This window comes from Micrococcales bacterium, from assembly GCA_009784895.1.
GTDB lineage: Bacteria > Actinomycetota > Actinomycetes > Actinomycetales > WQXJ01 > WQXJ01.
Window position 1 is genome coordinate 1 of sequence record WQXJ01000089.1, and the last position, 3,981, is coordinate 3,981.

Sequence of the window (3,981 nt, forward strand, 5' to 3'; positions counted from 1 at the left end):
GCTCCGACACTTAGGCTCGCTTCCGCCGAGCCGGTCGGTGCTTGTTCCGGCGCACCTAGGGGGCTGGTGATTCGACGCAGTATTCGGCTTCGAAGATCGACAATCCCACGCCAATGGCGTAGATAACGTCGCCCTCATCGAATCTGAAGGTGATCGGCACGTCGTCGACAATAACCACGCGCGGACCCCACAGCTCGTTATTGGGTGTGGCGCCGGCGAAGTAAGTGCCGGTCGAATCCGGGTAGGCCAAATCAAAGTCTTTGCGGGTCGAACCCAGACCGATGCCCTTTTCAGTTTTGGGTGCTCCTGAGGCCACAATGTCCGAACGCCACAAAATGACGGCGTGAACAGACTCGTTGTCGTTAAAGACGCCAATCTCCCAGATCAGCCCGTGGTCCTGGTCCCGCGTCACCTTGATGTCGCAGCCAGGCTGATTCGGCTCCAAGGGCACTGCCAGGACGTGTTCACCAATACCTAGCGAGTTAATCAGCCAGCGCCCATCCGCAGAGACCGCAACCGGAGTCTCCTCAAGGCTGGGGCTAGCCGTTCCACCTTGGCCACCGCCGCCATCGGGCGAGCCACCGGACCCGCCACCCTGGCCACCGCCTGGGCCTCCACCAGCCCCACCGCCTTGGCCGCCGGTGGCGTTGCCCCAACTGGCTGGCGGGCTCAAGCCGCTGGGGCCCAGGATGACCAGCGCCGCCAGGGCAGCGGCGACCGCCCCGGCCACAACCGGGCCAAACCAGCTTCGCTTTTTCTCTTCCAACCGACTCCCCCGTTTGGTGCCCCATCCAGGTTACCGAGACTTGGCAATGACCTCATGATGATGGATGACTTCGGTCACTATGAAAGCCAGGAACTTCTCAGCAAATACCGGGTCCAGGCCGGATTCAGTAGCCAGGGCCCTAAGACGGGCAATTTGTTGAGCCTCGCGGGCCGGGTCGTACGGCGCCAAACCGGCGGTGGCCTTGAGCTCGCCGACCTTTTGGGTGCATTTGAAACGCTCGGCCAGCAGATGAACCAGAGCGGCGTCGATGTTGTCGATTGACCCGCGCAGCGCCATCAGGCGCTCTGTCACCTCTGCCCCGCCCGAGCCGGCGCCAGGGACCAGGCCTGTGGCCAGGCCGTCTGGGCCGGAATCTGGGTCCGGACCAGCGTTGGTGGTGCTGTCCGGGCTCACGCGGTTTTGCTCTGGGGCTCTGGTTCTGCCGGGCGCTGGTGATCCTGAGGTGCCCGCGTGGACGGCACGATGGTCGGGTTGACATTGGCCAGCACCGTACCGGCGTCGATGCTGACCGAGTCGAGGTCGTCGCGGGAAGGCACGTCAAACATCAGCGGCTGGAGAACTTCCTCCATGATCGCCCTGAGCCCGCGCGCACCAGTGCCGCGCTTCATGGCCTGGTCAGCGATAGATTCCAAGGCGTCGTCAGTGAACTCAAGGGTGACGCCGTCCAGCTCAAACATCTTCTGGTACTGCTTGACCAGCGCGTTACGTGGTTTGGTCAGGATTTGGATCAGCGAGTCCCTGTCCAGCGGGCTGACCGTCGCCACCACCGGCATGCGTCCAATGAATTCTGGGATCAGTCCAAACTTGAGCAAGTCTTCTGGCCGTACGTCAGCAAAGTCGTCTTCTTGGCCGGCCACATGCAGCGGAGCCCCAAAACCAACGCCGTGACGCCCAGCCCGCTGGGCGATGATCTCCTCCAGCCCGGCGAAGGCGCCGGCCAGGATGAACAGCACATTGGTGGTGTCGAGTTGGAGGTAATCCTGCTGGGGGTGTTTGCGGCCACCGTGTGGCGGTACCGAGGCGACGGTGCCCTCCAGGATTTTGAGCAAGGCCTGTTGAACACCTTCACCAGAGACATCGCGAGTAATTGATGGCCCTTCGGCTTTGCGGGCGATTTTGTCGATCTCGTCGATGTAAATGATGCCTGTTTCGGCTCGCTTGACGTCCCCGTCCGCCGCCTGGATCAGCTTCAGCAAGATATTCTCGACATCTTCACCGACGTAACCGGCCTCGGTCAGCGAGGTCGCGTCCGCCAGGGCGAACGGTACGTTTAGCATTCGAGCCAGGGTCTGGGCGACATAAGTCTTGCCGCAGCCGGTGGGCCCAATCAGCAGAATATTCGACTTGGCGATTTCGACGATTTCCGCCTCGTCTGATTCTGGGGCCTTGACCTGGCGCTGACCGCTGGCCGCCGCGCCGTTGCCTTTGGCTGTAGGCACAACCGACGAGCGGATCCGCTTGTAGTGGTTGTAGACAGCCACTGACAGGGCCCGTTTGGCGCCTTGTTGGCCCACCACATACTCATCGAGGAATTCGAAAATCTCCTTGGGCTTGGGTAGTTCGATCCTGTCGTGGTCTGCCTTGGGAGTTAGCTCCTCGGCGATAATCTCGTTGCACAGGTCGATGCACTCGTCGCAAATGTAAACACTGGGGCCCGCAATCAGCTTGCGGACCTGCTTTTGCGACTTGCCGCAAAAACTGCATTTGAGCAGGTCAGCGGCACCGTCACTGATACGAGGCATGGAAAGTGGACCTTTCGAGCGTTCTGTTGCCCCCCAATGCTAACGCCATGCACCGACATAGGTCTCCTGATTAGGCCACTATGGGGCTATTTCCCTGGTTCGACCAGTGCCGATGCGCCGTCTGGTTCCTCCCAGGTCCCAAGCAAACTGACCGATTGGCGCCTGGCGGCCTCGTCAAGGCGCCAGCCAGCGAGTGGTCCGGCAGACGGCATCGGGCGCGGGCAGGGGTGGTCTTTGACCTTTGGCTCAAAATGTGGACAATCATCACGTGAGCCTCAAACAGCAGCACGCCGTTGAGTCGCCCTATTTGCGATTTGACCGCAAGACTTGGCGGGCCTTGGCCAGTTCTACACCGTTGCCGCTAAGCGAAGAAGACATCGCCCGCATAACCTCAATGGGGGACAATGTCTCGCTCAAAGAGGCAGACATGATCTACCGGCCGTTGTCCGCATTGCTCAACCTGCACTCCCAGGCCTCGGAGTATTTGCATAAGGTCCGCGGCGAGTTCCTTCATGATTCGACCACCCGCACTCCGTACGTCATTGGAATTGCTGGCTCAGTGGCGGCCGGTAAGTCAACGGTGGCGCGGCTGCTGAGAACGCTGCTGGCGCGCTGGCCGGACACGCCGCGGGTCGAACTGGTGCCAACCGACGGCTTTTTGTACCCCAACTCGGTGTTGGAGGAACGTGGCCTAATGGAGCGCAAGGGCTTTCCCGAATCGTATGACCGCCGGGCTCTGCTCAACTTCCTAGCCCAGGTCAAAGGCGGCGCGGCCGAAGTGGCAGCGCCACGCTACTCCCATCTGCGCTACGACATTGTGCCCGGCGAGACAACGGTTGTCCACCGGCCGGACATCTTGGTAGTCGAGGGATTGAACGTGCTGCAAGAGGCCCGGACTTCGAAGACCGAATCCACCGCACTGACGGTAAGCGATTTCTTCGATTTCTCGATCTACATCGATGCGGCTGAGGCGGATTTGCGCCGCTGGTACGTGGAGCGGTTCTTGGCCCTTCGAAAAACGGCCTTCACCAAGCCGGAGAGCGCCTTCAGGCGTTTCGCTTCGCTGTCAGATACCGAGGCCACCGCCTATGCCCTAGAGGTCTGGGACCAGGTCAACCGACCCAATTTGGTGCACAACATCATGCCGACCCGCTCCCGCGCATCGCTGATCATGTCCAAAGAGGCCAACCACAAAGTTGGTCGGATCTACCTGCGCAAGGTCTAGCCAGGCTGACCCCGGCCCAGCCGCCTGCCACCAGCGCCAGCCTCACCGGCCAGTTCGGAAACGAGATTGAGGCCGGCCGGACTATTCGGAAACGAGATTGAGGCCTGGGGTTGACCCCGTTTGCCGGACAGTTCTTAGTTTCATTATCCGGCTCTACCCATGAGCCGTTGCTCGTAGCCTAGTGGCGACATGTAGCCGATGGCGGAGTGACGCCGCCGGGCGTTGTA

At 61.0% G+C, this 3,981-nt stretch carries 4 protein-coding genes; 1 reads left to right on the top strand and 3 read right to left on the bottom strand.

The window, feature by feature from the left end:
• Window positions 1–55 precede the first annotated feature (55 nt).
• The 3 genes from FWD29_09895 to clpX all read right to left on the bottom strand — a co-directional run bounded on the left by FWD29_09895 (window position 56) and on the right by clpX (window position 2,529).
• Window positions 56–766: a hypothetical protein gene (locus tag FWD29_09895; protein MCL2804240.1), complete on the bottom strand. Its 711-nt coding sequence runs from the start codon at window positions 764–766 to the stop codon at window positions 56–58.
• Window positions 767–796: 30 nt separating this feature from the next.
• Window positions 797–1,063, bottom strand: coding sequence for a chorismate mutase (locus tag FWD29_09900; protein ID MCL2804241.1), 267 nt, complete (start codon window positions 1,061–1,063; stop codon window positions 797–799).
• A gap of 113 nt (window positions 1,064–1,176) precedes the next feature.
• Window positions 1,177–2,529 carry an ATP-dependent Clp protease ATP-binding subunit ClpX gene (clpX, locus tag FWD29_09905; GenBank protein ID MCL2804242.1) on the bottom strand — a complete coding sequence of 451 codons (1,353 nt, stop codon included), beginning with the start codon at window positions 2,527–2,529 and terminating at the stop codon, window positions 1,177–1,179.
• A 268-nt stretch (window positions 2,530–2,797) separates the two neighbouring features.
• Here clpX and coaA point away from each other — a divergent pair, with 268 nt between their 5' ends.
• Window positions 2,798–3,754, top strand: a complete 957-nt coding sequence (gene coaA / locus FWD29_09910) for a type I pantothenate kinase (GenBank protein MCL2804243.1) — start codon at window positions 2,798–2,800, stop codon at window positions 3,752–3,754.
• Window positions 3,755–3,981 lie beyond the last annotated feature (227 nt).

Coding starts and splice junctions, on each gene's coding strand:
- FWD29_09900 (MCL2804241.1), bottom strand. CDS start 1,063: ATGGCGCTGCGCGGGTCAATCGACAACATCGACGCCGCTCTGGTTCAT.
- clpX (MCL2804242.1), bottom strand. CDS start 2,529: ATGCCTCGTATCAGTGACGGTGCCGCTGACCTGCTCAAATGCAGTTTT.